We start from the raw sequence: 25,280 nt of genomic DNA, 5'->3' as shown, positions 1-25,280 counted from the left end.
CGGCAGAATGCGTATATGACCACCGATGATCCGTGCCCCGTTTTCTTCCTCTCGGACAGCACCGGCATTACCGCGGAAACGCTCGGGAACACGCTGCTGACCCAATTTCCGGCCATCGAGTTCGATCGCATGACGATTCCGTTCATCCTCAATGTCGAACAGGCCCAGGCCGTCGTCGACACCGTCGACGGCCTGGTCGCGCGCGGACTGAGACCGATCGTGTTCTCGACCGCCGTCGGCAGCGACATCCGCCGCACGCTCGCCACGTGCACGGGTACCCTGGTCGACCTGCTCGGCACCTACCTCGGGCAGCTCGAGGAGGCCCTCGGAACCCGGTCGAGCAATATTCCCGGACGGGCGCACGGCCTCGGCAACGCGGAGCGATACCAATCGAGAATGACCGCCGTGGAATACGCCATGGAGCACGACGACGGGCAGAGCCTGCGTGCCCTGGAGAAGGCCCAGATCATCCTGGTCGCGCCCTCCCGGTGCGGGAAGACGCCGACAACCATGTACCTGGCCTTGCAGCATGGAATCTTCGCCGCGAACTTCCCCCTCGTCGACGAGGACTTCGATCGTGAGGGCCTCCCGGAACCGTTGAGACCATTCGTCGACAAGTGTTTCGGCCTGACCACCAATCCCCTGCGCCTGAGCCAGGTGCGCACGGAACGACGACGGGGATCGTCCTACGCCTCGCTGCGTCAGTGCGGATTCGAACTGCGCAGCGCGGAACGCCTGTACACGTCCCATGGGATCCCGTTCCTGAATTCGGCGAGCATGTCCGTCGAGGAAATGGCGGCGATGATCCTGCAGCGGATGAAGCTCAAACGCTAGCGAAATGTTCCGCGCAGTGTCGGGTGCCGTTCGCCCGGCGGGTCGGGCGGGGCCGCGGGGCCGCGGGGCCGCGGGGCCGCGGGGCGTGACACTATGGGAAAAGGACCTCGCCCACAACGTCGGGGAATCCGTCCAGCGTGGCAGCACCCCGCCCGCATATCTGCAAAGGAGCAGCAATCATGACGACTGACATCCTCTGGTTCTCGGAAATCGGACTCACTGACCTGGACCGGGTGGGTGGCAAGAACGCCTCCCTGGGTGAGATGGTGCAGAACCTGACCACCGCCGGCGTCAAGGTGCCGGACGGATTCGCGACCACGGCCGATTCCTACCGGCATTTCCTGGCCGATTCTGGCCTGGACGAGTGGATCGTCGACCGGCTGCTCGGCCTGGACATCGACGACGTGACGGCCCTCGCGGCCGCCGGCCGGGATATCAGGGCCCGGATGCGCGAGACGGCCTTCCCGCCGGAATTTGAGGCCCAGGTCAGGGTCGCCTACCAGGAACTCGTCGACCGGCACGGCGACGCGGCGGATCTGTCCTGGGCGGTCCGCTCCAGCGCGACGGCGGAGGACCTGCCGGACGCCTCGTTCGCTGGCCAGCAGGAGACGTTCCTCAACGTTCGGGGCATTGAGAACATCCTTCCGGCCATCAAGGACGTCTACGCGTCGCTCTACAACGACCGGGCGATCGCCTACCGGGTGCACCACAACTTCGCGCATGCTGAGGTGGCCCTGTCAGCCGGGGTGCAACGCATGGTCCGCTCCGACGTCGGCTCATCCGGCGTCATGTTCACGATGGACACGGAGTCCGGGTTCCGCGACGCGGTCTTCATCACCTCGTCCTACGGGCTCGGCGAGGCCGTCGTCCAGGGCGCAGTCAACCCGGACGAGTTCTACGTGTACAAGCCCGCCCTGCAAGCCGGTCGCCCCGCCATCCTCAAACGCAGCCTCGGCGAGAAGGCGCTGCAGATGACTTACACGGCCAGTCGCGAAATCGGCCGCACGATCGACTTCGTGCCGGTTGCCCCCGAGCTGCGCAACCGGTTCAGCATCACTGACGAGGACGTCGCCGAACTCGCCCGCCACGCCATGGCCATCGAGGCGCACTATGGGCGGCCCATGGACATCGAGTGGGGCAAGGATGGCCAGGACGGCGGGCTCTACATCCTGCAGGCGCGTCCGGAGACCGTGCAGTCTCGCAAGTCCGCGGTCGAGCTGAGCCGGTTCCGGTTGCACGAGACGAGCCGGGTGCTCGTCGACGGTCGCGCCATCGGCCAGCGAATCGGCGCGGGAAACGTGCGGATCCTTTCCTCAATCGACCAGATGGCGAGCTTCGCCACCGGCGATGTGCTCGTCGCCGACATGACCGACCCGGACTGGGAACCGATCATGAAGCGGGCCAGCGCCATCGTGACCAACCGCGGCGGGCGCACCTGCCACGCGGCGATCATCGCCCGCGAACTCGGCATCCCCGCGGTGGTCGGGACCGGGAATGCGACGGACATCCTCTCCGACGGCCTCGAGGTGACGGTGTCCTGCGCCGCGGGTGAGACCGGCCTGATCTACGAGGGTCTGCTGGGCTTCGGGGTCGAAGAGACCGAACTCACCCGGTTGCCCGCGGCGCCGGTCAAGGTCATGATGAACGTCGGCACGCCCGAGCAGGCGTTCACCTTCGCCCAGCTGCCCAATCACGGGGTGGGACTGGCCAGGCTCGAGTTCATCATCAACCGCCAGATCGGCATCCACCCCAAGGCACTGCTGCACCTGGACGAGCAGCCCGCCGCGGTCGCCGCTGAGATCCGCGCGCGCATCGCCGCCTACCACGACCCCCGGGACTTCTACCTCAAGCGCCTCGCCGAGGGTGTGGCCACGATCGCAGCGGCCTTCGCCCCCGAGCCGGTCATCGTCAGGATGTCGGATTTCAAGTCCAACGAGTACGCGAACCTCATCGGCGGGCAGGGCTACGAGCCGCACGAGGAGAACCCGATGCTCGGTTTCCGCGGCGCCTCCCGATACCTGGAGCCCTCGTTCCGGGACTGCTTCGACCTCGAATGCGAGGCGTTGTCCTTCGTCCGCAACGAGATGGGGCTGACCAACATCAAACTGATGATCCCGTTCGTGCGTACCCTCGACGAGGCCAGGGGTGTGATCGAGCTGCTCGACGAGAACGGGCTGCGCCGCGGCGAGAACGGCCTGGAGATCATCATGATGTGCGAGCTGCCGTCCAACGCCCTCCTCGCCGACGAGTTCCTGGACTACTTCGACGGATTCTCCATCGGTTCCAATGACATGACCCAGTTGACGCTGGGCCTCGACCGGGACTCCGCCATCGTCGCCGGCGGCTTCGACGAGCGCGACCCGGCCGTGAAGAAGCTGCTCAGCATGGCGATCGCGGCCTGCAGGGCCCGCGGTAAATACGTCGGCATTTGCGGCCAGGGGCCCAGCGACCACCCAGACTTCGCCGAGTGGCTCGTCCGCGAGGGGATCGACTCCGTGTCGCTCAACCCGGACACCGTCGTGGACACCTGGCTGCGCCTCGCGAAGGCGGCCGCCGGCACCGAGGTCGACGACGACGCCGGGGCCGACAGCGCTGCCGCCTGACCGCCCGGACCGGGTCAGGGCCGCCGGAGCGCCCTGACCAGCGGGACCTTGCCGAGGGCCGTCCGTTCCCCGGCGTCGACCACCTGCACGGTGACCCTGGTTCCGCTCGCCCCGGCCCCCGCGAGGGCGGAGGCCACGGCGGAGCCGACCCGGGAAATCGGGCGGCGTTTTAACAACTGACCCACGCTCCTAGGCCGCCCCCAGCCGATTGGATACCGGGATGGCGCGCCGGTTGAGGTAATTTACGACCCGTCACGGGCGCGCTCAGGTCAGCGTAAGCGCGCTCTTGCACCGCGGATACCTGCGGCATCCGAGGAACTGCCCGCGCTCGCCGGTGCGCTCAGCCATGAACGCAGGGCCGCACCACCCGAGGGTTAGGCTGCAACGTGTGATATCAGCAGCCGTGCCCACCGCCACCGAACGGCTGCCGGAGCGCGCAGCCGTGATCGACCTCGACGCGATCAGACACAACGTTCGCCACCTCGTTGCGCTCGCCGCCCCAGCCCGGCTGATGGCGGTCGTCAAAGCGGACGCCTACGGTCACGGGGTTCTCCCCGTCGCTCGCGCGGCGCTCGAGGCGGGAGCGGAGTGGCTCGGCGTGGCACACATATCGGAGGCACTGGCACTCCGCGCTGCGGCCATTCCGGTGCCGGTACTGGCCTGGCTGAACACCACAGACAGCGACTTCGCCGCGGCAATCGCCGCGGACATTGATCTCGGATGCTCCGGCTGGGAGTTGCCGCTAATCGCCCTGGCCGCGCAGCAGCAGCAAAAAACCGCACGCATTAATCTCAAGATTGACACCGGTCTGGGCCGCAACGGTAGCACCCCCACGGAGTGGGCCGACCTCGTGGCCCGCGCCCGACAGGCGGAAGCCAGCGGATCTGTGACCGTCGTGGGCATCTTCTCGCACCTCGCGGTGGCCGATGAACCCGACCGCGTCGAGACCGACGAACAGGTTGCGGCATTCACGACGGCCGTTGCTGTGTCGCAGGAGGCGGGGTTGAGCCCGAGGGTGCGGCACCTCGCCAACAGCGCCGGCACGCTGTCCCGCCCCGACACGCTCTTCGATCTGGTGCGGGCGGCGCTGGCCATCTACGGCCTGTCGCCGTTCGCCAACCAGACCTCGAACGACCTCGGATTGCGCCCGGCGATGACCTTGCGCACGCTCGTATCGGTGTGCAAAGAAGTTCCCGCCGGACAGGGCGTCTCCTACGGGCTCAACTACCGCACCACGGCCCCGACGACGCTCGCCCTGATTCCATTGGGCTACGCCGACGGCATTCCGCGCATCGCCACGGGAGGCCCGGTGCGAGTCAACGGCGTGACCTATCCCGTGGTCGGGCGCATCGCCATGGACCAGATGGTCATCGACCTCGGTGAGGCCGCACTCGTGGCCTCCGGCTCGTCGGTGATCGGTGCCGAAGCGGTGCTGTTCGGCCCCGGCGACGACGACGCATCCGTTGACGAGTGGGCGGCGGCCGCCGGCACCATCAATTGCGAAGTGGTCACCCGCATCAGTCCCCGCGTTCCCCGCGTCTACCAAAACGTCTGAGACCAATCCGGGCAGGCCCGTCAGAGGCGCGGACGGCCAGCCCAGCGGTCGGCCTTGAGGGCCAGGTGCAGCTCAAGGCGCGCCTGCCCGCCGAGCGGGTCGACGCCCAATGCGGAACGGATGCGTCCCAGCCGGTTGTAAATACTGGTTCGGTGCAAATGCAGGTGCTCTGCGACCTCGGCCACGGACCCGTTCTTGTCGTAGAGCATCTCGAGCACGGGCAGCAGTTCCCCGTTTCGGTCGAGTGCCCGGAGTTCGGAGAAGAGCGCTGACTCGGACGGCAACACGTCTCGACTTGCGACGGCCAGGAATTGGTAGACCCCGGTAGCGCGAAACGAAACGAGCGTGCCGAGCTGGGTATCAACCCAGGCCGCTTGCACGGCGCTCCGCGCCTCGGAGTAGGCACCGGGCAGCCGTCGCAGGTCGGTGAAGGGCTCGCTCAGCCCGATCAGGACGGGTGCAGCCACCTGCCCACCGCGGCGGGACACCTCGAACTCAAAGCGCATTCGAACCTCGGACAGGTCGAAGCCGTCAACCTCGTCGTGGAGCAGCAGAACGGCATGCGTTTCGGTGCCGGCCGAGAACAGCACGGTATTGATGCCAAGCGTGGCATAGAGTGCGGCGAGACGGTGCAGCAGGCCGCTCTTGGCGGGGTCGCGCTGCGCGTTGTCACCGCGCTCGAGCAGCGCGGCGAGCCGCCAGGGTCCGCGCCCGTGCACACCAGGCCAACCGTCCACCGCCACGCCGGCATTGCGGTCCCCCAAGCACGCGGCGAGGAATTGGGCCTCGTCGGTGCGCCGCGCTTTAGAATCGGCGCTGGAACGGTTGAGCAGCATCTCAGCGAGGGCGTCCATCTCCGGGCGGATGAGCCGCAGCTCACGCAGAATCACCTCGGGCGTTTGCTCGTCGTCGAGCTGGAGGACCCACAGATACCCCACCCGGAATCCACGTGCCAGCAGCGGCACGCACACGCGGCCCAACATTCCGAGGTCGGCGTTGGCCGGCACGGGAACCGGCTTCACTGCCGAGGCGATACCGTGGCTGAGCTGCCAGGCGCTGACATCGGGCGGAACAACCTTGCTCAGCAGAAAGTTCGTGCGCACTCGGTCGGCCGTGGATTGATGCGCGCTATACGCGAGCAGCCCGCCGTCGAGGTCTTCAAGCGAGAGAGCCCGGTCAATTCGCGCGGCGATGTTGACCACTGCTTGGTCAATATCGGCCGTTTTCATAGATTCACTCTAACGGAGCAGCGTGGACGTCAGGAGACGATCGACGCACCTGGGCGCTACAGATGTCGAGCTGACTGCGGGGTGTCTGCACGATGAATCCGCCCCTGACCACCGGCCTCGAGAAAGACAAATACCTGTGTAAATACCAATTTTCTGCCTTGTGCACCGTGCGACGGAGTTACCCTCGGCGTCCGTTGTCCCCATGGCAGAGCCAGGGCGGCCCTTAAAATCCGCGTTTATCATCTTAAAGCTGACCAAAGTCGATCAGCAGGCGTCTACAAGAAGCAGGAGTTCCCCATGATCATTGGCGTTCCAACCGAAGTCAAGAACAACGAGTTCCGCGTGGCCATCACCGCCGCCGGAGTGCACGAAGCCAAGATTCACGGCCACACCGTGCTGGTACAGGCCGGCGCGGGAATCGCCTCCGGCTTCGCTGACACCGACTACGAAGCCGCCGGTGCAACCATCGTCAAGACCGCCTTCGATGTGTGGGCCGGCGCCGACATGATCCTCAAGGTGAAAGAGCCGATCGCGGCCGAGTACTCGTACTTTCGTGAGGGCTTGATCCTCTTCACCTACCTGCACCTCGCCGCCGAGCCCGCCCTCGCCAGCGCCCTGCTCGAGTCCGGCGTGACCGCGATCGCTTACGAGACCGTGCAGAAGGCTGACCGTTCACTGCCGCTGCTTGCCCCGATGAGCGAGGTTGCCGGACGCCTCGCCGTTCAGGTCGGCGCCGCGTCGATGACCCGACCGGGTGGTGGCCCGGGCATGCTGATGGGCGGGGTGCCCGGGGTGCGGGCCGCCAAAGTAACTGTGATCGGTGCCGGCGTCGCAGGCTCCAACGCCGCCGCCATGGCCATCGGGATGGGCGCTGACGTCACCATCCTGGACATCAACATCGACCGCCTGCGCGAACTCGACGCCCAGTACGCCGGACGTCTGAAGACCATCGCCTCGAACGCCTACGAGATCAACCGTTCCGTCACCGAGGCCGACCTCGTGATCGGCTCCGTGCTGATCCCCGGCGCCAAGGCCCCCAAGCTCGTCACCAACGAGCTCGTGTCGCGCATGAAGCGGGGCTCCGTGCTCGTGGACATCGCGGTCGACCAGGGAGGCTGCTTCGAAGGCACACACTCCACAACGCACGAGAACCCCACCTTCCCCGTGCACGGTTCGATCTTCTACTGCGTCGCCAACATGCCCGGCGCCGTTCCGCAGACGTCGACCCTCGCGCTGACGAACGTCACTCTGCCCTACGCTTTGTCGATTGCCGACCGTGGCGTGCGTGCAGCATTCGAGCGGGACGCCGCCCTTGCCGGTGGCCTGAACATCGCCGCCGGAAAGGTCGCGAACCGCTCGGTCAGCGTCGCCCTCGACCTACCGCTCACGGATTGGACCGACCTCGTCTCAGAGGTCGAGCTCGCGCTGGTCTAGCAGCACTGGTCGCGGATGCCGGGTACGGCCTGATCGGTCGGCCCCGGCCTCCGCGACCCACAATTTCTGCAGAGATCGGTGACCCCGACACTGTGCCCATTGCCTGGACTACAAGGAAGTATCTCCGATGTCGCAAATGAAAACCAGCACGCATCCAGCGCCGAACGCGCAACCACACCTGGCACGATCGCTCTCGAACCGTCATATCCAGCTCATCGCCATCGGCGGTGCGATCGGAACGGGTCTGTTCATGGGCTCGGGGAAGACGATCTCCCTCGCGGGGCCGTCCGTGATCTTCGTCTATATGATCATCGGCTTCATGCTGTTCTTCGTCATGCGGGCCATGGGCGAGTTGCTGCTCTCCAACCTCGAATACAAGTCGTTCAGCGACTTCGCCGGTGACCTGCTCGGGCCGTGGGCCGCCTTCTTCACGAGCTGGACGTACTGGGTGTGCTGGATCGTCACCGCCATCGCCGAGCTGATCGCGATCGCGCTGTATACGAGCTTCTGGTGGCCCGATCTGCCGCTATGGATTCCGGCGCTCGTGGCGGTAACGATTCTGCTCGGCTTCAACCTCACGAGCGTCAAGGCGTTCGGCGAGACCGAGTTCTGGTTCGCGCTGATCAAAATCGTGGCAATTGTCACGCTTATCGTCGTGGGCCTCGTGATGGTGTTCACTCAGTTCCAGTCCCCCAACGGCACCCCGGCGAGTTTCACCAACCTGTGGAACGACGGCGGGATGTTCCCGACCGGCCCGATGGGGTTCATCGCCGGTTTCCAGCTCTCCGTGTTCGCGTTCCTCGGGGTCGAGCTCGTGGGCACCACGGCCGCCGAAGCGCAGCACCCGGAGAAGAACCTTCCCAAGGCAATCAACTCCATTCCCATTCGCATCATGCTGTTCTACGTTCTCGCCTTGATCATGATCATGACGGTCACGCCGTGGCGTGAGGTCCGCGCCGATGTGAGCCCGTTCGTGGCGATGTTCGCCCTCGCAGGGCTCGGCGTGGCCGCGGCCGTGATCAACTTCGTCGTGCTCACGAGCGCGACATCCTCAGCGAACTCCGGTCTGTATTCAACATCCAGAATGCTTTTCGGGCTGTCGGTCGAGGGCACGGCATCGGGGCGGTTCCAACGTCTGACCCGCCACAAGGTGCCGGCCAACGCCCTGCTGTTCTCGTGCATGTTCCTGCTCATATCGGCTGTGCTGCTGTATTCGAGTCCATCGATCATGGCCGTGTTCACCGTGGTGACAACAATGGCATCGGTGCTGTTCATCTTCGTGTGGACCATCATCGTGGTGAGCTACATCGTGTATCGCAAGCGCCGCCCGGCGCTGCACGCAGCATCCAAGTTCAAAATGCCCGGCGGTGTGTACATGAGTTATGTCCTGCTCGCGTTCTTCGTATTCCTGATCTGGGCGCTCACCCAGAAGACAGATACGCTGCAGGCGTTGGTCGTGACGCCGGTGTGGTTCATCGGGCTCGGCATCGCCTGGCTCATCATCCGCCGTCGCCCCGAAATGGCCGCTAATCATGAACTTCACCGGGCGAGTGTCGAGGCCGACCGGGCTTTGGCGCTCACCTTCCGCGACTGAGGGTCGAGACGAGCCGGTCAGTCCGAGGCAGCGCGGTGCTCAGCCGGCGTCACAGGGGAGACATCTGCATGTACTGCAGCCTGTCCGCCTCCCGCCGGGCGTCCCAGAGGAGCCTCACCGTTCGCAGCACGAACCCGATCAGCGTCAGCACAGTGGAGACCGCGACCAGGTAGAGGGAAACCGTGACCATGAGGGCCGGCCTCTCCATTTCCACTCCGGGGTAGCCGGCTCCGAACTGCCACAGGGCGTATCCGGCACCGGCAAGCAGAACCACCAGGCCCAGGCTGCCCAGGAACAGCTTCGGGCCGTCGCCTCGCAGAAGCTGCACGATTCCGTCCAGGAGGAACGACGCCGCGAACGGCAGACACACCGTGCCCATCAGGATCGACTTACGGGCACCGACGGGCCATTGCTCCACTCGTTGTCTTAGGTCTTCAGTATCATCAGCAGATGGCTCAATGCACAGCTCCAAGAGAAGGCCACCGCACTGCAAACGGTCGCGCGAACTGCCCTGCATGCTCGTCCAGCTATGGGCGTTCTTCATACTCGCCGCCTCGGTCGTACCCGTCCTACTCCACACCGGCCGTGCCTGTGCGTAGGAGTGGAAGCCTGTCGGGCACTAGCGGGGGCGGGGGACGTGGTGTCGCCCGTCCGGCTTGGCAGCCCAGCGGGTCGACTGCCTCGTACACGCAACAGCAGGTGCGCGACCTGGAGTCTGTCCGCGCGGCGACTGTCTTCCGAACTCAGGTAAATGACGTGTTCCTCTGTCACGCCTGGCCCGACAGTCAGGCGGCCGCGAATGACGTTTACGAGTTGCTCCTCGGAAAAGACGTGTCGGTGTGGTTCAGTGAGGTGAGCCTGCGACCTGGCTCGGACATGCGAATAGCCATCGACCGTGGACTGGTGAGTTCGCGCATGGGGATCGTGCTGGTGACGCCCGCAATGCTCGACAAGCTGCGTACCGACCGCAGCATTGCGAGCAACGAGCTCAGCGCTCTGCTGCGCCGGAGCCTCTTAGTGCCGGTCATGCACGGGGTGACGTTCGAGGAGCTCGACCAGGTCACCCCGACACTCGCGTCGCGTGGTGGATTCAGTACGGCCGAAGAGCCCACGGAAGACATCGTCGTGAAGATTGCTGAGCTCGTCGGAATCGTTACGCAGGAAGAGGCCGACGAACTCAGCACGAAGTCGGCCGCCAAGTAGCGCTGAGTGGCAAGCCTCCACGACGCCTCGATGGCCCAACCAGGAACAACCCGATGAACCAGCGTCAATGCTTACCGGCCGGTTAAGGACATCAGCGTCGTGCCCGTAAGCCGGACCTCCATCGGGAACAGTCCCGCGGAGGCTGGATTGCACCGCCCACCCATGCAGAATTGTCGAGTTTAACCTGTCCGTAGAGAAATCTCGCTCCGGTGCGTCAACCGCAACAGGCTGAGTCCCGCATGCGCGCTACGGCTGCGCAACACAGCGGCATGGCTCTCAACAAGGTCGCTGCCGGTTTGTCCGAACTACGTTGCAAAAGTCCGCACTGGACTATCACGCGACAGGGGCGGTCCGAGACCCTCCTGGCACTCGCGGGAGAAAAAGGTGGCATAGGCCGGCAGCCGAACCATCGACATCAGCCGTGGGGGAGTACGACTGGGCAAACTCGCGCGTGTTCGGCAGGATGATTCCCCCGCGGGACAGACTCGAACTTGTTGACACCATCGGTGCAGGGAAGCGAGAAACCACCCTTCCTCGGTTCGACAACAGGATCACCGTTAACATGGGCGACGACGCTTTCGCTGACAGGCGGCAGTGCGAGGTGGCCAGCGGGAGGAAGGTCTAGCAAGCTCCGTTCGCGGAACAGCGTGCAGTACCTGTCGACGAGTACTCGGCGGCAACGCCCAGTCGTCGGCGTGCGCCGCGTACTGGAGCAACCGTGTCAACTTCACTAGGCCAGCACGGATTTCGCTTCCCGTGTCCCAGAGGAGTCGTTCCTGACGCCGACACGAAGAGGGAAAAAGACCGACTCGTCGACAAAGATCCATCCAGCTCAGCGATTCGTTGGCGTCGACCGTAATTTGTATGACATGTGGATCGGAAATGGAGACGCCGTTTGCGGCGAGCCCACGCACGCCAACCATCGGTCTGGTCCTGTGAGAAGGGGCCACACACGCTCTTGCGCCCCTGAGGGTTGGCTGAACCGCGCCAGAGGTCGCAGTCAGTGGCAGTCGATGCGGCAGCAGCCTTTGGCGTTCACAGGTCGACGGGTAGGCCCTAAGAGGCATTCGCAGACTCCGGAGGTTCCTCCGCCGGAGGGAACTCCGAGACGGACGAAAGGAGGTGATGTCGGTGGATTCCTGCGGACCTTCTCGACTTGCTCGGAACTCGCAGACGGCAGGCCTGACCGCTCAGCCGAACGTTGCCTCGGCGCACCCTGAGGTTCCGGGAGTGAGACGGAGTACCGTCCACCGAAGCCAATGATGGAGCTAGGGGACTTGGCGTTTTACTGCGCCGTCGGACGGTTCGAAGTGCGCGTCGCTCGTGATGGTGTCCATCGTGGCAGCGATGAAGGTGACGAGGCCGGGAATCACGTTTGCCCAGTACATGAGATCGGTCAGGGTAATCATGGTTTCACCCCGATTGATGCGCTGGAAGCGTTCGTAGTTCAAGCCCGCTGGGAGCGTGGCTCTCGAGCAATAGGACTTGAGATCTGCGTTCTGGTCCAGGAGGTACTCGCGAATCCGGTTTGCGATCGCGTGCTGAACTTCGGCCGCTGCCTGTTGCGGCGACTCGACATTTGTGGATGTGAGCCGGGAACTGGAGTTGCCGAACTTCTTGCGATTCGTGGCGAGGGAACGTGGTTCGAACACGGCGCCCCCGGGTTTGGGAGGTCTGGGCATGACGCAATCATACGCACTATTCACCATTTCTATCGGATATGTCTTCCGTGAAGACAGTTATCGAGAATTCCTGGCTGATTTACACCGCTTTTGAAATATCGGTGTGCGGGGTAGCCGCACACGCACATAGGCATGACCCCCACACTCCTCATTTCCGTCCTGCCCGCCCCCGAAATCGCCACGCGGAAAGCGCCCACCGGCTCTGCTCGCTCAAAAGCCCACCTCGCCGGGATGAAGGCGCTTTCAGACGTTACGTACGACAGCGAAGCGCGGGTGCTTCGATTCGGGACGACGTCCGATGACCCGAGTTTGGCGGCCGCCAGGATGACACTCCGAGGCGGAGTTCCCGACGACAAGGACCAGGCAGCGATGGCGGCGGCTCGGGCCGCCCTGAGCGCACTGAGCGCGACGAAGATGGCTGAGTATGTGCCGGACCTGCCGGCCGAGCAGCTCGAGTCCATTCGGCCCTTTGTCGAAGATGCTGTTGCGTTGGCACTGCCGCAGACGACGTACTCCGTCGAGACGCTCCTGGGGCCCTGCATCCATTTCGCGTATTGGGCTGTGTACGTGGTCGGCGCCGAATTGGATGCCACGATCATCTTCAACCGGGAGTTGATCGAGCACTATGTGCGCGACAATCTCCCCGATCTGGCCCAAGGAACCCAGCGCAACTATCGCTCATGGCTCTTTCGAGTCGCGGAAGCCGTCAACCCGGAAGCCAACCCGCGGAACCCGATGCCGCTCAACGAGCGAAGCCTCGACACCCCCTATGACGAGGCCGAGCGCGTCGCGCTCGACCGGTGGGCGGCAGGGCAGGGCACCGTGTACATGCGTCGTGGCGCTAGGACCCTGATTGCCCTTGGCGCTGGGGCTGGCCTTACGTCGGTAGAAATTGCGACGCTTCGACGCGACTCCGTGACGGTGAGCCCCGATCGAGTCGTCACCATCAACGTCACCAACGACGGTCGCGTCCGCACCGTCATCGTTCGTGCTCGCTACGAGAAATCTCTGGCCAAGGCCATCCGTGATCTGCCGGGCGAGTCTTTCGTGTTTCTGCCCAAGCGAGCGAGCACGAAGAACAACGTCGTGAGCGCGTTCGTGGCCCGTGCCTCGAGCCCGACCGGCAGCCCCTCCGTTCGGGTTCGTCGACTCAGAAACACCTGGCTCGTGCAGCAGATGACCGACCGTGTCGATGTCTTCACGTTGATGGAGGCCGCCGGCCTCCAGTCCCTCGAATCGATCTCCAGGCTTGCTAGCTATGTTCCACGCCTGAGCAGCGACGCACGCATCGCACAGCTGCGGGGCATGAAGTGACCCGCCCCACCGGTGCCAGCCAGCGTGAACAGGCCGAGGAATGGATGCTCACAACGTTCGGGCAACGCATGGGCGACTACCTCAGCGAGCTGCGCACGGAACCACTTGGTCTCGCCGTGGTGGAAGTTGACCGAGTCCTGAAAGTGGCGCGCGTTCGGCAGCTCCTGGCGGGCTGGCGTTCCGAGGACGTGTTGTCGGCGGCTGGACGGAAACCGATATTGGACGAATCTGCCGCGCTAAGCCTGATCTTGCTCCAGATCCGGATCAACCGTCCCACGTTGATCACGGAACTGGCCCAGACGTTCCTCAAGCTCAGTCCGAGACAGCGCGCTGTGCTCCGGCTCACCCACGACGGCCTGGACGAGCGTGTCTATGAAAGGATTTGGCGCGCGCTCCAGCGTCTGATTGCCTTGGTCGACGAATTCCCCGGCCGACGGGACAAGGTCCTCACCGAAGCCGAGTACCGGAAGGTGAAAGCAGCTCGCGATCCCGAGCAGTGTCGCTCCCGTCGCATCCGAATGTGGACCTTGGCCAATGACCTGGTCCATGGCTCGTGGCTACTTCTTCCCGAGGAACTTCGCAACCGGTCCGATGGAAACCACGCCATCGATGCCACATTTGTTCCGCTCCAAGGAAAGATTGGAAACCCGTCGTCCAGGAACCTCGAAGGCAACCGTCGCACCGCCAACCCTGACGGTGGCTTCTACAAACGCGAAGGCAGCCACGGAGCCGTCACCCATGCGGACGCTCGTGCGTTCAAGAAGTCAGATCCAGGCCAAAAACACAAGGGCCGATCCATTGAGAAACTCTCTTGGGGTGTGGAAATCGAAGTTGCTCGGCTGACTCCCAACACACCGGGTGAAGTGGATTCCTTCCCCTTGGTGACAACAGCTCTCGGATTCCACATACCAGGCGCCATCACCGGGGAAGGCTTGAATCTCCTGAACGCTCTGGCCCTACGGCAGCGCAAGATCAACTTCGTCATCATGGACCGCGCCTACTCAGGCGCCAAGTTTGACGAGTTTCAAGTGCCGGCGCGCCGTCTGGGGGCGAAATTGGTGTGCGACTACAAGGATGAGGATCTCGGCGTTAAGGCCTTTGACCCGCGCGGCTTCATCCAGGTCTCAGGAACCTGGTACTTGGACACGCTCCCGGGAGTCCTCTGCAACGCGGACAGGATCATCAACGCAGTTCGGAAGAAGCACGGTGAAGATGCGGGCAAGCTTGCCAAAGCGGAAGCGGCTCACGAGAAGAAGTCAGGACAGTTCAAAGGGTCTCTCCGCAACCCGATTGAGAACGAGGAGGACCAAGAGGAACTCACGTTGACCATCGAGGCGGCTCGAAAGAAGTACGGCAGCAGCGCAAGCGTCCTGGGCCGGGCGGAAACTCTTTACTCCCAGCAGGTGAAGCGTCGGGAGCTGTTCCGGCTCAAGAGCAAGGGGCGCATGAGCGCGGATGGCACGCGCCGTTACATGATTCCCACGGACGCGCCGGGTTATGAGCTTTGGAAGGCGAAGCCGCTCGCCCACCAGGGTGACAGCGTGCTCATGAAGCTGCCGACCGGCAAGGACGCCGAGACCCCCAACGCCGGCGGTCTCAAACACGAGCAGTACTACCCCTACGGAAGCGAGCAGTGGCGAACCACGTACGGAATGCGCAACGGGGTCGAATCGGTCAACCGGAACCTGAAACGCAGCCAGTATGAAGACATCGCCAACCCCGACAAACGCGCCGTGCGCGGCAACACGTTCTCGTACATCGTCGTCGCGCTTGCCTCCGTCGTCGAGAACATGCGCCAGATGCTGAGCTTCTACAAACGCAAACTCGCGATCAGCTCGGTAACAGCGAAGAACCGAGAACTCCCCGGTACCTTTTGGCAAACCGCCGGCCCTGCCCCCATCATCGTCGAGGACCTGCAACCACCCGGCTAGAAACGGCCCGCTCCACACACACCCCCCCGCTTACCGAGCAAGACCAATTCCATTTGGCGTACCTGAAATTCTCAGGTACGCCATTTTTGCATTTAACCCGACGGTTGCACATGTCGCGAGGAGCCCGTAGTACACGATTTCGGGCAAAAAAATAGGCCGGACAACCGATATCGGTTGTCTCGACCTATTTCCCAAACGGAAGTCCGGAATACTCCGAACCTCTCTCTGTGCCCGAGGGGGGACTTGAACCCCCACGCCCATAAGGGCACTAGCACCTCAAGCTAGCGCGTCTGCCATTCCGCCACCCGGGCTGGTGCTTCGGCAGTCGTTGTCCGGCCGCCGAATAGATAATCTAGCATGGATTCCGCCGCTCTCAGTCCGCGCCTATCGTCCCCGTTATCCGACGTGGCCCGGTAGCGTGAGGGCCATGCTTTCCTCCGCTGAAAACGCCCCGGCCGACGCTTGTCTGGACCTGACGGCCGAGATCGCCCGCGACCTCATCCGTTTCGACACGACCAACTATGGGGAGGGTCGTTCCAACGGTGAAACGGATGCCGCTGAATACGTCGCCGCCAACCTCCGCGCCCTCGGCCTCGCCCCGCAGCTGTTCGACTCCGAACCGGGCCGCACGAGTGTCGTCGCCCGCGTACCCGGTCGCGACTCCAGCCAGGGCGCGCTCGTGGTCCACGGGCATCTCGACGTTGTGCCCGCGGACCCTGAGGCCTGGTCGGTGGACCCGTTCGAGGGCGTGATCAGGGACGGGCTGCTCTGGGGCCGCGGCGCCGTGGACATGAAGAACATGGACGCGATGATCCTCGCAGCCTTGCGGGACATCCTTGGTTCGGGTCAGCAGCCGGCCCGGGACCTGGTCGTGGCCTTCTTCGCCGATGAGGAGGCCGGGGGAGTGCTCGGCTCGCACTACCTGGTCGATACGCACCCCGAACTGTTCGCGGGGGCAACCGAGGCGATCAGCGAGGTCGGCGGTTACTCGATCACCTTCGGCGGCCAGCGCGCCTACCTGCTTCAAACGGGTGAGAAAGCTCTCATCTGGATCAAGCTCATCGCCCGCGGCGAGGCGGCCCACGGCTCCCGGCTGATCCACGCCAACGCGGTCACCCGCCTCGCCGAGGCGGTGGCCCGGGTGGGCAGGCGCGAGTGGCCGATCCGGCTGACCGACACCACCAGTGCGCTCCTGGCTGAACTGGCGCGCGTGCTCGGTGTCGACCCGCAGCGAGTCGGCCCGGACGAACTGGCACTTGCCACCGGCACGGCCTCCGGTTTCATCCAGGCCAGCCTGCGCACCACCACGAACCCGACCATGCTGCAAGCCGGTTACAAGCACAACGTCATCCCGGACCGTGCTGAGGCGCTGATCGACATCCGTACCCTCCCCGGCGACGAGGACGCGGTACTGGGCGAGTTGGCCGAGCTGGTCGGGCCCGACATTGAAATCGTGATCATGCACCGGGACATCGGGCTGGAAACCGAATTCGGCGGACCACTCGTCAACGCCGTCGTCGACACGCTCGACCGACACGACCCCGGGGCGCCGGTGCTGCCGTACCTGCTCTCCGCCGGAACCGATAACAAGGCGCTCAGCACTCTGGGCATCAAAGGCTACGGGTTCGCCCCGTTGAAACTCCCAGCAGATCTTGATTTTCCGGCGATGTTCCACGGCGTAGATGAGCGGGTGCCGCTTGACGCGTTAGTGTTTGGCAGGCAGGTGCTGACCGACCTGCTCTCGAACTACTGAAAGCGAAGCGAGCGGCAAGTGAATCTAATCAACGCGATCATCCTGGGACTCGTCCAGGGGCTGACCGAGTTCCTTCCCGTCTCCTCGAGCGCCCACATTCGCATTGTCGGTGAGTTGCTCGGCACCGGGGCCGACCCGGGGGCTCGCTTCACCGCCATCATCCAGATCGGCACGGAGGCTGCCGTCGTGCTCTTCTTCTGGCGCGACATCGTGCGCATCATCGGCCAGTGGTTCCGGTCCCTCACAGGCAAGGTGCCGCGCACGGACCCGGATGCCCGAATGGGCTGGCTGATCATCTTCGGCTCCCTGCCGATCGTCATCCTCGGTCTGATTTTCCAGAACCAGATCGAATCGTCGCTCCGGAACCTGTGGATCACCGCAACCGTGCTGATTGTTTTCGGAATCCTGCTCGGAATCGCCGACTACGTCGGCGCCAAGAGGCGCAGGCTCAAGGACATCACGGTCGGTCACGGTGTCGTCTACGGGTTCGCCCAGGCCCTCGCGCTGATCCCCGGGGTCTCCCGCTCCGGCGGCACCATCACCGCAGGCCTCTTCATGGGTTACGAGCGCCGCGCCGCCGCCCGGTACGCCTTCCTACTCGCCATCCCCGCGGTCCTGGGCAGCGGCTTTTACGAGATGTACAAGTCGATCGCCAAGCCCTGCCTCACCGGTGCGACCAACTGCACCCCCGAAATCTTCGGCCCGTTCGAGACCCTCGTGGCCACGGTCATCGCGTTCGTGGTGGCACTGTTCGTGATCGGGTTCTTCATGAACTACATCTCCAAACGCAGCTTCCTGCCGTTCGTGATCTACCGGATCGTCCTCGGCCTCGGTCTCTTCGTGGCCCTGGCGACCAACACCATCGCCGCCTAGTTAGGCTGGTGGTATGCGCGCCTGGCAACGACCCGAGATCCCGAAACTCCCCGGCCAGTCCGGCGCACCGTGGCTCTACGACACCGCCACTCAGACTCTCGTCGAGGCAAAGCCGTCCGCCGCGGCCCGGCTCTACGTGTGTGGCATCACCCCGTACGACGCGACCCACCTCGGCCATGCGGCCACCTATCTGGCCTTCGACACGCTGCAGCGGGTGTGGCTCGACGCGGGGTTCCGGGTTCATTACGCGCAGAATGTTACCGATGTCGACGACCCGTTGCTCGAGCGCGCGACCGCGACCGGTGCCGACTGGCGCGAACTCGCCGCCAGCCAGGTTCAGCTTTTCCGCGGCGACATGGAGGCACTGGGGATCATCCCGCCGAACGATTATGTCGCCGTCACCGAGGTCATCGACGAGATCGCGGCTGCCGTCGCCCAGCTCTGGGATGCCGGGATCGCGTACACGGTGCCGACCGTCGACTCCATCGTCGACACCACCCGGTTCGGTACGATCGGTACCGCCGGTTCGGACATCTACTTCGACATCGCAGCGGCGGAGCGTTCCGCGCCGTGGACCCTCGGCGAGGAGAGCAACCTGGCCCGGACCGAGATGCTCGACCTGTCGGCGGAGCGCGGGGGAGACCCCGACCGCCACGGCAAGCGCGACCCGCTCGACCCGTTGCTCTGGCGCGCCGCCCGGGCCGGCGAACCGTCCTGGCCATCACCGGTCGGCGCTGGACGACCCGGCTGGCACATCGAATGCTCCGTGATCGCCCTGAAGGAACTCGGCACGGACTTCACCGTGCAGGGCGGCGGCAGCGACTTGGTCTTTCCGCACCACGACATGAGCGCAGGGCACGCTGCCGCGCTTTCCGGGCATCCGCTCGCCGGGGTGTACAGCCACACCGGGATGGTCGCCTACCAGGGCGAGAAGATGAGCAAGTCCCTCGGCAACCTCGTGCTCGTCTCCCGCCTGCGCGCTGCCGGGGTCGACCCGCGGGCCATCCGGCTCGCCCTCCTCGCCCAGCACTACCGCACCGACTGGGAATGGATGGACGCACACCTCGACTCCGCGGTCACCCGGTTGGCAGCATGGACCTCCGCGTTCGGCAGCGGAGCCGCCCGTGGCCCGGTGGACGCCCAGTCGGTCATCGACGCGCTCCGCGCCGCCCTTGTCGCCGACCTCGACACCCCAGGTGCTCTGGCCGTGCTCGACGCCGCAGCACTCGAGGCCGTCGACAACCCGGCCGCGGTTGCCCTGGCCGTGGACGCGCTGCTCGGCGTGGCGCTCTAGCCTGGTCCTGGTCCTGGTCCGACCTGACCCGACTTCCGGCCCGGCCGAAACTGGGTTCAGGGCTGGCGGGGCCCCTCAGGGCCGGGCCGTCCATCTGTACGCCCGTCCGTCCGGCCGTCGCCGCGTTTGCGGAGGTATTTCTCGAACTCCTGGGCGATCGCCTCGCCGCTGGCCTCCGGGGAATCGACGGTGTCCCTGGCTTGTTCCAGTTGGGCGATGTAGGCGGCCATTTCCTCGTCCTCGGCGGCAAGAAGATCAATCCCGCTCTGCCACTCCGCAGCCTCATTTACGAGGTCGCCCCTGGGGATGACCACGTCGATGATCTCTTCAAGCTTGTCGATCAGAGCCAGCATCGCCTTGGGCGAGGGCGCATTGTGCACGTAGTGCGGCACGGATGCCCAGATCGACAGGGTGGGGATGCCCACCGCCTCCGCAGCTATCGCGAGCACACTGAGTATACCGACCGGGCCCTCGTACGAGCTGCGCTCGATCTGCAGCTCGGCCCGCACCTGCGGGTTATCACTGGAAACGAAGATCGAGATCGGCCGAGTGTGCGGCACGTCCGCGAGCATCGCACCGAGGAAGACGATCCCACCCACGTCCGCGGCGAGGGCCGCGTCCAGGATCTCCGACGCGAAGCTCTTCCAACTGCGCGAGGGCTCGGTGCCGAGAAGCAGGTAGATGTTTCCGGCGTTCGTGCCGCTCACCCGTAGCTGGGCATCGTCGGCAAGCGGCACCGCTGACTCGCCGGGGGTCGTCGGCCCGTACATGATCGCGCCCGGCCACTCGAGCAGCCGAATGCCGTCCTCACCGGTGGAGATGGTCGGCCGATTGAACTGGTAGTCGAAATAGGTCTCTGGGTCGATCTCCGCGAGGGCGGACACATCGAGCAGATCCTTCAGGGTGCTCACCGCGCCGGTAGCGGCCTCTCCCGCGTCGTTCCAACCCTCGAACGCCACCACGAGGAGTCGTTCGCTGAGGAATCCGTTGCCATCTGTCACTGCCTGAAACCTCGATCCCGGGGATGCGCCACCCGGCACACCATCAGTCAAGGATAGGCGGTGCCCTCTACACTTGGACTCCGTGCACCCGATCCAACCCGAATCCCTCCTGCCTGCGGCCGTGCTCTGGGACATGGACGGAACCATCGTCGACTCAGAGCCGTACTGGATGCGCGCCGAGACCGAACTCGTCGAATCCTTCGGCGGCGTCTGGACACACAGCGACGGCGTGCTGCTCGTCGGTTCCGGCTTGTGGGGTTCCGCCTCGATTCTTCAGGGCCGCGGGGTCAACCTGGGCGCCGACGCGATCGTCAACCAGCTCACCGACCGGGTCCAGGAACTCCTGCGCGACTTCGGCCCGCCGTGGCGCCCGGGCGCCCTGTCCCTGCTCACCGAGCTCAAGGGGGCCGGCGTGCCGATGGCGCTCGTCACAATGTCCACCGCGCGGATGGCGCGCCAGATCTCCGACCTGGTCGGGTTCGCGGCCTTCAACACGATCGTCGCGGGCGACATGGTCACCAACAGTAAGCCGCACCCCGAGGCGTATCTGTCCGCGGCCGGGCACCTCGGCGTCAACCCGGACCTCTGCATCGCCGTGGAGGACTCCCTTCCGGGGATCGCCGCGGCCGTCGCCTCCGGCGCGGTCGTCATCGGCGTGCCCCACATCGTCCCCCTCCCGGAGAGCGCCCACTACGACCTGTGGCCGACCCTCTCCGGGCGAACGCTGGCGGGCTTCACCGCCGTGTTCGGCGAGCGGCGCGGCCGCACCGAACGCACTCCGATTCAGCCCGATTCCGATTCCGCCGACAACGAGGATGTAAGCAACGCATGAGCGACAACCAGGTCATCCAGAACAGCGGACCGTTCAGGATCGGCGACCGGGTGCAGCTGACCGGTCCCAAGAACAAGCTGAACACGATCACGCTAGAGCCGGGTAAGGTCTTTCATACCCACCGTGGAATCCTCACGCACGACGACATCATCGGCCTTCCGGACGGGTCCGTCGTCACCAACAACGTCGGCGTCGAACACCTGGCCCTGCGCCCGCTCCTGATCGACTTTGTCATGTCCATGCCGCGCGGAGCCGCCATCATCTACCCGAAGGACGCGGCACAGATCCTCGCCCAGGCCGACATCTTCCCCGGCGCCACCGTCGTGGAGGCTGGCGTCGGTTCCGGCGCGCTCTCGATCTGGCTGCTCCGGGCGATCGGACCCGCCGGTCGGCTGGCCTCCTTCGAGCGCCGCGAGGAATTCGCGGATGTGGCCCGCGACAACGTGGCCACGTTCCTCGGTGCCGACCCGGAGAACTGGTCGATCACGCTCGGCGACCTGGCCGCCACCCTGCCGGTTACGATGCCCGACCAGAGCGTTGACCGGGTTGTGCTCGACATGCTCGCCCCGTGGGAGTGCCTCGAAGGCGTCTCCGCCGCCCTTAAGCCCGGCGGAGTTCTGCTCTGCTACGTGGCAACGGTGACCCAGCTCTCCCGAGTGGCTGAAGCCATCCGCGCAACCGGCCAGTACACGAACCCCGACTCGCACGAGACCATGGTGCGCGGCTGGCACGTCGAGGGGCTGGCCGTGCGGCCCGACCACCGGATGATCGGCCACACCGGTTTCCTGATCACGGCCAGGCGGCTCGCCCCGGACACCATCCTGCCTGAGCTCAAGCGCCGCCCGTCGAAAACCGACTTCTCCGACGCCGACGTGGAAGCCTGGACGCCCGGCGCCCTCGGCGAACGTAGTATCAGCCCCAAGGTGATGCGCAAGAGGGTGCGGATTGCCGAGACCGGGGCCGCCCTCTCCAAGGCGCGCAACCTGACCGGGGACGATCCGCAATCCGGCCGACCTGACGCCGGTTAGGATTGGCTCCGGCCACGATTCGCCACGCAATTCCCTGCACCACCCGGACTTCCCCAGAAATGAGAACCCGTGCGTAGAGCTCCTGCACTCGTCGCAACCGCAGCGCTGCTGATGACCGTCCTGAGCGGTTGCAGCGCTTTCGGCCCCGCTGCCGCGTCCTGCCAGTCGCCGGTCAGGGACGGCGCCGCCGCCAGGCTGGTCACAGTCACGGGGAAGGCCGGCGGCGCACCCACGGTCAACTTCCCCACACCGCTGAAGTCAACGACCACCCAGCGCAGCGAGATCCACCCGGGCACCGGTGTCGGCCTGGCCGCCGGGCAGCAGGTCAAGCTCGAACTCTCCGTCTACAACGGCACCTCGGGCAAGGTGATCACCCAGAGCAAGTACGACGCTTCCAGCGCCACCACCTTCGTGCTGAACGACAAGACGATCAAGGGCCTCGCCGAAGGCCTCCAGTGCGCGCAGGTCGGATCGCGGGTCGCCGTCGTCGTGTCGCCCGACGACGCATTCGGACCCCAGGGCGGCAACGCACAGATCGGCGTCGCCAAGGACGACAGCCTGGTCTTCGTCATCGACGTGATCAAGTCCTACCTGCCGCGGGCGAACGGGGCCGATCAGCCCGTAGCCAACGGCCTGCCCGGCGTCGTGCTCGCCGCGGACGGCACGCCCGGAATCACCGTTCCGTCCGGCACCGCCCCGAGGAAGCAGCAGATCGGCGTGCTCAAGAAGGGCTCGGGCCCGAAGGTGGCCGAGGGCGACACGGTGACCGTGCACTACACGGGGGTGCTCTGGTCCGCGAAGACCGTTTTCGACTCAAGCTGGGCCAAGGGTGGCCCGGTACAGTTCCTCGCCGCGGACGGGTCGAAGACCCAGGGCGGGATCATCCCGGGGTTTGCCAACGCCCTGATCGGTCAGACCGTAGGGTCGCAGGTCGTCACGGTGATCCCACCGACGCTGGGTTACGGCGACACCGCCCAGGCCTCCATCCCGGCTGGCTCGACGCTCATTTTTGTGGCCGACATCCTCGGGATCGACTAGGGCAAGAGGACAGGCGGTCGTTCGCTAGACTCGCACCGTGTCCACCATCCCCGACAAGCCCTCACGCGTTTCGGTCGAAGAGCGACTGTTCAGCCTCGTTCTGGCGCTCATAGCCACCGAGATCGGGCTGACCAAGGCGGAGATCCTCTCCACCGTTCAGGGCTATCGGCAGCGCTACGCCGTCGGCGGAGACAATGCCAGCCTCGAGCGGCAGTTCGAACGGGACAAGGACGACATCCGGGAACTAGGAATCCCGCTGGAAACGGTGGAGCCGCCCGAGGAATCGGGCAGCAACCACCACCTGCGCTATCGGATTCCCAAGGGGCTGTACGAGCTGCCCGCGGACGTGAGCTTCTCCGCCGACGAACTCATGCTGCTCAAACTGGCCGCGACGGTCTGGCGGGAGGGTTCACTCTCCGGGGAATCGCGCCGGGCTCTCACCAAACTCAACTCCCTCGGTGTCGACTCGACCGACCCTGTGCTCGGCTACTCGCCGACGCTGCGCGTACGAGACGCATCCTTCGAACCGCTGAGCAAGGCCATGGACCGTGGACAGGTCGTCTCCTTCCAATACCTGAAGCCGGGGGAGGGAATGCCCCGCCGCCGCCGGGTCGCCCCGCAGGCCGTCGTGCTGCACGAGGGACGCTGGCACCTGTTCGGCACAGACAAGGAAGCCGAGGGGACCCGCACCTTCCTCCTCTCGCGCATTGTCGGCCCGGTTGTGACCGTGCCCGGCGTAACTTTCGTTCCCGGCGGCGAGGGCAAGGGTCAGGAGGCCCTGGCCGAGCTCGATACTCTGTGGCGGGCGAACCTGGCCGAGATCACGGTCGAACCTGGCAGCGATGCTGCCGTGCGGCTTTCCAAACGCCAGGCCGCCCTGCCGAACCACGATCAGGGCGAATCAATCCTGGCCCTCCATTACACCGACCTCGACCTCCTGGCCGATGAGCTCGCCGGCTATGGCCCGGAGGTGCTCGTCCGGTCCCCGGCCGCGCTTCGGACGGCCGTTCTGGCCCGGCTGACCCAGGTCAGGGACGCGCATACCGAAGCGTTCACGGACCACACTGCTGAAAAGGAAGGTACCGAATGAGCATGGGACCTGTCCTCGGAGCATCAGACAAGCTGACCTTCCTCTTGTCGCTCGTGCCATACCTGATGGACCACGAGAGCGTGAGCGTGAGCACGGTCGCCGCGCACTTCGGGGTGCCCGCCGAACGGGTGCGGGACGCGGTCAACCTTATCGCGATGTCGGGGATCCCTGGCCAGACACGGCAGTACCTGCACGGCGACCTGTTCGACATCCACTGGGAAGAATTCGAGACCAACGACAACATCGTGCTCACCCACCTGGTGGCGATCGATGACTCGCCCCGCTTTTCGGCCAGGGAAGCCGCGGCGCTGATCGCAGGTCTGCAATACCTGTCGTCGCTCCCCGAGAACGCGGATGTCGAGGCCATCGCGTCCCTGATGGCCAAGCTCAGCCGCAGCGCCTCGGCAACGCCGAGCCAGGTGGTCGTATCCAACACCGAACCCGGCGAGGCAATCGCGCTCATCAAGGAAGCCGTGGCGAGGGGGGTACAGATCGAATTCGATTACCTCAGCTCCCGGGGCGGTCACGAGGCGCGGCACGTCGATCCGATGCGGGTCGAGTCGGTCGACCGGGACTGGTACCTGCGCGGCTGGTGTCATCTGCGCGGTGCCATGCGCACCTTCCGGCTCGACCGAATGAGCGGCCTCCGCGTCACGGACGCCCCCACCGGCCCCCGATCCGCCGAAGCCCTTCCCGACACATTGTTCCAGGGATCGGAGTCCGACCTCGAGGTCGTCGTCGAGCTCCCCGCCGCCGCGGTGCCACTGCTCGCCGACTACGCGCCACAGAGCGCCGGCCCCGGCCCGGCCGACGGTCTGGTGCGTCAGACGATCCGGGTAGCCCACTTCCACGGGCTCAAGAGAATCGTTGCCGGCCTGGCCGGAGTCGTCACCGTCGTCGGGCCGCCGGAAGCGCGGGGACTCACCAGGGATTGGGCCGCTGCGGGTGCGGCACGCTACGACGAGGCCGTCCCCGGCGACCGGGAGGAGTAG

At 65.2% G+C, this 25,280-nt stretch carries 23 protein-coding genes and 1 tRNA gene; 17 read left to right on the top strand and 7 right to left on the bottom strand.

The genetic code is table 11. From position 1 onward, the window contains the following. The first annotated feature begins 15 nt into the window (after positions 1–15). Together E3O19_RS06770 and ppsA are read left to right on the top strand one after the other, a co-directional pair. Positions 16–834, top strand: a complete 819-nt coding sequence (locus E3O19_RS06770) for a pyruvate, water dikinase regulatory protein (RefSeq protein WP_134566408.1) — start codon at positions 16–18, stop codon at positions 832–834. Between the two features lie 179 nt (positions 835–1,013). Then, positions 1,014–3,437, top strand: coding sequence for a phosphoenolpyruvate synthase (ppsA, locus tag E3O19_RS06765; protein ID WP_134566406.1), 2,424 nt, complete (start codon positions 1,014–1,016; stop codon positions 3,435–3,437). A gap of 14 nt (positions 3,438–3,451) precedes the next feature. On the opposite strand, the gene E3O19_RS17770 is transcribed toward ppsA, so the two are convergent. Both E3O19_RS17770 and E3O19_RS18815 read right to left on the bottom strand, forming a co-directional pair. Beyond that, entirely contained in the window at positions 3,452–3,622 is a 171-nt protein-coding gene (locus tag E3O19_RS17770) for a hypothetical protein (RefSeq protein WP_166804504.1), read from the bottom strand. A gap of 79 nt (positions 3,623–3,701) precedes the next feature. After that, a complete protein-coding gene (locus E3O19_RS18815) occupies positions 3,702–3,848 on the bottom strand; it encodes a topoisomerase DNA-binding C4 zinc finger domain-containing protein (protein WP_134566404.1) in 147 nt (48 codons plus the stop codon). Between E3O19_RS18815 and alr the strand changes: the two genes are divergently transcribed. Further along, on the top strand, positions 3,826–4,992 hold the full coding sequence (gene alr, locus E3O19_RS06755; protein ID WP_241981245.1) for an alanine racemase: 1,167 nt from the start codon (positions 3,826–3,828) through the stop codon (positions 4,990–4,992). The genes E3O19_RS18815 and alr overlap by 23 nt on opposite strands. Before the next feature lie 20 nt (positions 4,993–5,012). Here alr and E3O19_RS06750 read toward each other — a convergent pair whose 3' ends face one another. After that, positions 5,013–6,221: a PucR family transcriptional regulator gene (locus tag E3O19_RS06750; protein ID WP_134566400.1), complete on the bottom strand. Its 1,209-nt coding sequence runs from the start codon at positions 6,219–6,221 to the stop codon at positions 5,013–5,015. Positions 6,222–6,518: 297 nt separating this feature from the next. Here E3O19_RS06750 and ald point away from each other — a divergent pair, with 297 nt between their 5' ends. Both ald and cycA read left to right on the top strand, forming a co-directional pair. After that, positions 6,519–7,655 (top strand): alanine dehydrogenase, encoded by a 1,137-nt coding sequence (gene ald, locus E3O19_RS06745; protein WP_134566398.1) that lies wholly within the window; start codon positions 6,519–6,521, stop codon positions 7,653–7,655. A 136-nt stretch (positions 7,656–7,791) separates the two neighbouring features. Continuing rightward, on the top strand, positions 7,792–9,249 hold the full coding sequence (cycA, locus tag E3O19_RS06740) for a D-serine/D-alanine/glycine transporter (protein ID WP_198413876.1): 1,458 nt from the start codon (positions 7,792–7,794) through the stop codon (positions 9,247–9,249). A gap of 49 nt (positions 9,250–9,298) precedes the next feature. Here cycA and E3O19_RS06735 read toward each other — a convergent pair whose 3' ends face one another. Beyond that, positions 9,299–9,667: a hypothetical protein gene (locus E3O19_RS06735; RefSeq protein WP_134566394.1), complete on the bottom strand. Its 369-nt coding sequence runs from the start codon at positions 9,665–9,667 to the stop codon at positions 9,299–9,301. Between the two features lie 338 nt (positions 9,668–10,005). On the opposite strand from E3O19_RS06735, the gene E3O19_RS18080 reads away from it, so the two are divergent. After that, a complete protein-coding gene (locus tag E3O19_RS18080; protein ID WP_198413875.1) occupies positions 10,006–10,452 on the top strand; it encodes a toll/interleukin-1 receptor domain-containing protein in 447 nt (148 codons plus the stop codon). Between the two features lie 421 nt (positions 10,453–10,873). After that, a complete protein-coding gene (locus E3O19_RS06725; RefSeq protein ID WP_134566390.1) occupies positions 10,874–11,077 on the top strand; it encodes a hypothetical protein in 204 nt (67 codons plus the stop codon). Between the two features lie 643 nt (positions 11,078–11,720). Here the strand turns inward: E3O19_RS06725 and E3O19_RS06720 are convergent. After that, positions 11,721–12,134, bottom strand: coding sequence for a hypothetical protein (locus E3O19_RS06720; RefSeq protein WP_134566388.1), 414 nt, complete (start codon positions 12,132–12,134; stop codon positions 11,721–11,723). Positions 12,135–12,560: 426 nt separating this feature from the next. On the opposite strand from E3O19_RS06720, the gene E3O19_RS06715 reads away from it, so the two are divergent. Next, positions 12,561–13,448 carry a hypothetical protein gene (locus tag E3O19_RS06715; RefSeq protein WP_134566387.1) on the top strand — a complete coding sequence of 296 codons (888 nt, stop codon included), beginning with the start codon at positions 12,561–12,563 and terminating at the stop codon, positions 13,446–13,448. Further along, on the top strand, positions 13,445–15,379 hold the full coding sequence (locus E3O19_RS06710; protein WP_134566385.1) for a hypothetical protein: 1,935 nt from the start codon (positions 13,445–13,447) through the stop codon (positions 15,377–15,379). Before E3O19_RS06715 ends, E3O19_RS06710 begins: the two co-directional genes overlap by 4 nt. Positions 15,380–15,607: 228 nt before the next feature. Here the strand turns inward: E3O19_RS06710 and E3O19_RS06705 are convergent. After that, positions 15,608–15,690, bottom strand: a tRNA-Leu gene (locus E3O19_RS06705). 116 nt (positions 15,691–15,806) lie between these two features. Here E3O19_RS06705 and E3O19_RS06700 point away from each other — a divergent pair. Genes E3O19_RS06700 through mshC form a run of 3 tightly spaced genes read left to right on the top strand, consistent with a single transcriptional unit; the run spans position 15,807 to position 19,299 of the window. After that, positions 15,807–17,132: a M20/M25/M40 family metallo-hydrolase gene (locus tag E3O19_RS06700; protein WP_134566383.1), complete on the top strand. Its 1,326-nt coding sequence runs from the start codon at positions 15,807–15,809 to the stop codon at positions 17,130–17,132. A gap of 18 nt (positions 17,133–17,150) precedes the next feature. After that, on the top strand, positions 17,151–18,005 hold the full coding sequence (locus E3O19_RS06695) for an undecaprenyl-diphosphate phosphatase (RefSeq protein ID WP_134566381.1): 855 nt from the start codon (positions 17,151–17,153) through the stop codon (positions 18,003–18,005). A gap of 13 nt (positions 18,006–18,018) precedes the next feature. After that, positions 18,019–19,299: a cysteine--1-D-myo-inosityl 2-amino-2-deoxy-alpha-D-glucopyranoside ligase gene (mshC, locus tag E3O19_RS06690; protein ID WP_134566379.1), complete on the top strand. Its 1,281-nt coding sequence runs from the start codon at positions 18,019–18,021 to the stop codon at positions 19,297–19,299. Positions 19,300–19,355: 56 nt separating this feature from the next. Here mshC and E3O19_RS06685 read toward each other — a convergent pair whose 3' ends face one another. Further along, positions 19,356–20,300 carry a PAC2 family protein gene (locus E3O19_RS06685; RefSeq protein ID WP_134566377.1) on the bottom strand — a complete coding sequence of 315 codons (945 nt, stop codon included), beginning with the start codon at positions 20,298–20,300 and terminating at the stop codon, positions 19,356–19,358. 82 nt (positions 20,301–20,382) lie between these two features. Here E3O19_RS06685 and E3O19_RS06680 point away from each other — a divergent pair, with 82 nt between their 5' ends. The 5 genes from E3O19_RS06680 (at position 20,383) to E3O19_RS06660 (ending at position 25,280) form a co-directional block, all read left to right on the top strand. Then, complete coding sequence (locus E3O19_RS06680) at positions 20,383–21,132, top strand: HAD family hydrolase (protein ID WP_277613010.1); 750 nt, start codon at positions 20,383–20,385, stop codon at positions 21,130–21,132. After that, positions 21,129–22,160, top strand: coding sequence for a tRNA (adenine-N1)-methyltransferase (locus E3O19_RS06675; protein WP_134566375.1), 1,032 nt, complete (start codon positions 21,129–21,131; stop codon positions 22,158–22,160). The genes E3O19_RS06680 and E3O19_RS06675 overlap by 4 nt, the downstream gene beginning before the upstream one ends. A gap of 69 nt (positions 22,161–22,229) precedes the next feature. Continuing rightward, positions 22,230–23,198, top strand: coding sequence for an FKBP-type peptidyl-prolyl cis-trans isomerase (locus E3O19_RS06670; protein WP_134566373.1), 969 nt, complete (start codon positions 22,230–22,232; stop codon positions 23,196–23,198). Positions 23,199–23,235: 37 nt separating this feature from the next. Then, positions 23,236–24,288, top strand: coding sequence for a helix-turn-helix transcriptional regulator (locus E3O19_RS06665; RefSeq protein WP_241981244.1), 1,053 nt, complete (start codon positions 23,236–23,238; stop codon positions 24,286–24,288). Then, positions 24,285–25,280, top strand: coding sequence for a helix-turn-helix transcriptional regulator (locus E3O19_RS06660; RefSeq protein WP_134566372.1), 996 nt, complete (start codon positions 24,285–24,287; stop codon positions 25,278–25,280). The genes E3O19_RS06665 and E3O19_RS06660 overlap by 4 nt, the downstream gene beginning before the upstream one ends.

The organism is Cryobacterium algoritolerans (assembly GCF_004402785.1).
GTDB classification, from domain to species: Bacteria; Actinomycetota; Actinomycetes; order Actinomycetales; family Microbacteriaceae; genus Cryobacterium; species Cryobacterium algoritolerans.
The sequence above is the reverse complement of the archived record's forward strand: the minus strand, read 5'-3'. Positions and strand labels throughout refer to the sequence as shown.

Excerpts from the sequence above, each read along its gene's own strand:
- mshC (WP_134566379.1), top strand. The coding sequence starts at position 18,019 with ATGCGCGCCTGGCAACGACCCGAGATCCCGAAACTCCCCGGCCAGTCC.
- E3O19_RS06675 (WP_134566375.1), top strand. The coding sequence starts at position 21,129 with ATGAGCGACAACCAGGTCATCCAGAACAGCGGACCGTTCAGGATCGGC.
- E3O19_RS06770 (WP_134566408.1), top strand. The coding sequence starts at position 16 with ATGACCACCGATGATCCGTGCCCCGTTTTCTTCCTCTCGGACAGCACC.
- E3O19_RS06660 (WP_134566372.1), top strand. The coding sequence starts at position 24,285 with ATGAGCATGGGACCTGTCCTCGGAGCATCAGACAAGCTGACCTTCCTC.
- cycA (WP_198413876.1), top strand. The coding sequence starts at position 7,792 with ATGAAAACCAGCACGCATCCAGCGCCGAACGCGCAACCACACCTGGCA.
- E3O19_RS06720 (WP_134566388.1), bottom strand. The coding sequence starts at position 12,134 with ATGCCCAGACCTCCCAAACCCGGGGGCGCCGTGTTCGAACCACGTTCC.
- E3O19_RS06750 (WP_134566400.1), bottom strand. The coding sequence starts at position 6,221 with ATGAAAACGGCCGATATTGACCAAGCAGTGGTCAACATCGCCGCGCGA.
- ppsA (WP_134566406.1), top strand. The coding sequence starts at position 1,014 with ATGACGACTGACATCCTCTGGTTCTCGGAAATCGGACTCACTGACCTG.
- ald (WP_134566398.1), top strand. The coding sequence starts at position 6,519 with ATGATCATTGGCGTTCCAACCGAAGTCAAGAACAACGAGTTCCGCGTG.
- E3O19_RS06700 (WP_134566383.1), top strand. The coding sequence starts at position 15,807 with ATGCTTTCCTCCGCTGAAAACGCCCCGGCCGACGCTTGTCTGGACCTG.